This is a genomic window from Haloferula rosea (genome assembly GCF_016595525.1).
Classification (GTDB): Bacteria; Verrucomicrobiota; Verrucomicrobiia; order Verrucomicrobiales; family Akkermansiaceae; genus Haloferula; species Haloferula rosea.
Genome location: NZ_JAENII010000033.1, coordinates 1 through 3,341 on the forward strand (window position 1 = coordinate 1; position 3,341 = coordinate 3,341).

The 3,341-nt window shown below is 56.5% G+C and carries 1 protein-coding gene; it reads left to right on the forward strand.

Translation table 11 applies throughout. The annotated features are described in order from the left end of the window. Positions 1–701 precede the first annotated feature (701 nt). Positions 702–3,263, forward strand: a complete 2,562-nt coding sequence (locus tag JIN81_RS18675; RefSeq protein WP_200283574.1) for a beta strand repeat-containing protein — start codon at positions 702–704, stop codon at positions 3,261–3,263. The last annotated feature ends 78 nt before the right edge of the window (positions 3,264–3,341 follow it).

Below are 3,341 nucleotides of genomic sequence, written 5' to 3' on the forward strand. Positions count from 1 at the left end.
ATGCACCTTCTTGGTGGCCCGATCGCGATTCTCCAGACGGTGGCGTGGGCCAGCATGCTGGTCAGCTACTCGGTGGAGGATGGCTTGCTTCAAGGCGGGCGTCGGGGTTCGTGAGGGAGACGATGAGACGGCCGTCCTTCTCGGCGATCATGAAGAGGCAGGGTTGATCTGCGGATCGCAATGGGAACTCGGCGGGGAGGTCGGTGTCCTTTTCGAAGATGACGTAGCCAGTGGTGTAGGTCGGGGAGTCATGGACGATGTGGGCGGCGCTGTCTTTCCGGATCACTTGGTAGGGGCGTTGCTCAGCGAAAGCACTGACCTCAGATTCTCCGCAGCTGTAGAGCTGTAGCATTCAACCGCTGAGGGCTGCGAGTGGACCTCGGTGGAGAACGTGAATGGCGTCTTCCTGACCTTGTCAGAAGATCGTCGGGATGCAGTGGCCCGTGAAAGGATGATGACGTGTCAACTTTTCAGACTAGTTTCAGGGCCGCTCGGGGCCTTGTCCATCCGATCTGTTGTCGCATCTTTCGGGGATACATAGCTGGGTACGCGGGGACCCTGATCGTGGTCCCTTCCCATGCCTCTGATTCTGAACATGGGTGGAGCTGATGGAAGCGGGGCGATCTTGTCCCTAACGCTTCAGTTTGCACCTCTTCTCAGGACGAAACGTATTTCAGTTCCTTTCATCCAACCAATTCGCCATGAACAAATACAATTTTCCTGCTTTCGTTACCCTGCTGGCGACTGGCCCACTGACAGTGACGGCCGCGAATCTTGCCGATCCCTTTGGCCCGATCATTTCAACCGCCCAAACGGTAGGCCAGGGCGATTGGTTCCAGATGGGCGCTGGTGGCACTGCAAATCAAGTCATCGATATCAACTCCGGCGGGTCCTTGATCATCGATGGCGCCTCGTTCGGAGTGATCATCGGACAAAATAGCCCCGGCCCAGGGAACACGGAGAAGACTTGGACACTCAACGTCAATCCTGGGGGTTCAATCGTACGCAACGTCGCCTCAGGAGACGGAAATTTTATCGTGGGAAATCGGCCGAATACCGGAGGCATCGTCAATATCAACGGCGGAACGTGGGATGGTTCCCAGCACAGTGCAATCGTGATCGGGCGAGAAGGCGGCACTGGACGAATCAACTTCATCGACGGGCAGGTCAGTTGGGCCGTGATCCCCACTTTTGATGCTGCAGGCGGTGGCTTCGGACCCGGTGATGGAGCCATCAATTTCACGGCAGGAAGCACCGCAAGTCTGACCGTCTCGACTGCAGATGTCTCGACCTACGAAGGATGGTGGAATGCGGGCGACCTTCAATATGACGGCGGGAATGTCGGCAACTTCGGCGACTACTTCGTGGTCACCGGTGAGACGCTTTCCGTGAATCTTGCCACAACCTTGGATTGGGATCCCGGTGACACTGAGACAGGCGGAGCGGGAAATTGGGACCTTGTGTCAAACAATTGGCAAGCTGCTCCCAATACTTCCCCAAATCAACTGTGGACCCCTAACACGGGGATCCAGACTGCTGCATTTGGAGGCACTGGAGGCGTTGTCACCCTTGTCGATGACATCGTTGCCGATGTGATCACCGTGACGGCACCGGGTTACGAGTTGACCGGTCCAGCCAGCCTCAGCGCAAACGGTATCTCTACAACCTCTGACTTGACCGTTTCAGCACCGTTGGGGGGCACGCTGCCGCTGAGCAAAAGCGGATCTGCTACCGTGACCCTGACCGCAGACTCAACCGCCTATACGGATGAAATCACCGTAGCCAGTGGGACACTGGAGATCACCGGACAACTTGGCGGAGCCGTAACCGTCTCTGATGGAGCCACGCTCTCCGGAGAAGGTTTGGTTGCAGGAAGTTTGACACTCGGCGATTCGCTGGGCGCGTCCCTCCTTCTAGACCCCACCACCGAGCCCGGTGCCCTGACGGTGAGTTCACTCGCTCTGAACGGCACAGCAACTGTTCTCGTCCCTTCGGATCTCGCGGTCGGGATCTATACCATTGTCAACTATGGGAGCTTTGCCTCTGGAACTGCGGCTGACTTTGAGGTGGTTGGGGTTCTCGGACGCATCACCATCAATGACACTGGTAGCTCAATCACGCTCACCTATGATGGGGTTCAGGATATCACTTGGATCAATTCGAGCGGCTCCGGATTCTGGTCTGTAGGAGGTGATCTGTTCGACAGCAACTGGACCAGCACTGACGGCTACTTCAGCAATGGAGACTCCGTGCGCTTCGATGATACTGCGCCGGGTGGTGTCAGCTTGGATAACTCACAGGGAGAAATCGCGCCAGCCTTGGTCACCTTCGAGAACTCGATTGGGAGCGACTACGATTTCAGTGGTAGCCCGATCACAGGGTTGGGCTCGGTGGTGTTGAACGGGAATGGAGTAGACTCCGGAGGGAATGTGATTTTCAACCAAGAGAACTCGTACGAGGGAGGCACTACCGTCAATCGCGGCACTCTGACCCTCAATGATCCCAACGGAAATTCAGTGGGGGTAGTAAGAGGGTCCCTGACCGTGAATCAAGGCGGCATCGTAATTCTTGAGGGCTCCAATACAATGGGTTGGGGAAGTGGGACCCGGGTCACGGAACTCAACCTGTTTGATGGCGCTTTACTTGAGCACCAGGGAATTGGAGACAGCATGTGGGGGCTGAGTGTGAACCTTCGGGGAAGTGCGATGACCACCGAGAACGGAATCGGTGTTGGCTCCGGGGTGGCACGCTTCTCACTGGGAGGAGGATCCGAGGTCAATGTGCTGGCAGCAGCGGATCCATCGGTCATTGGTGGTCTCATCCGCGTGCGGCAGGCGGATCTGCCCTTCAACATCGCAGATGGACCGGCAGAAATCGATCTACGGGTCACCGCCGCTCTTGAACCTCAAATTGGCAACAGCATGGTGAAAAACGGCAGTGGCCTGATGCTGATCTCAGGTTCCAATGGCATTTCTGGAGCCACAACGGTCAACGAAGGATGCCTCATCGTCGACGACGCCGACTCGCTTCCTGCACTGAACACCGTCACCGTGGCGGACGGAGCTGGCTTCGGGGGGATCGTTGGAGCAGGTAACCTCAACGATTCGGACATCTCTGCCGTCGCTTCCGAAGTCCTGTGGGATGGGAATGGACAAGCAAGTCTGGTGATCGATACCAACGGATCCGATGCCACCGTCGGTTCCAATATTGTTGGTAACTTCAATCTTCTCAAGAAGGGCCTGGGAGGAATGGCGCGTCCTTAAGCTCGATTTCGTTGAAAACGAGAGACGGAAAGCCGGCCGAAGTACGGTATGAATAGTGTGAATAAACAACCTCTCCTG

Coding starts and splice junctions, on each gene's coding strand:
- JIN81_RS18675 (WP_200283574.1), top strand. CDS start 702: ATGAACAAATACAATTTTCCTGCTTTCGTTACCCTGCTGGCGACTGGC.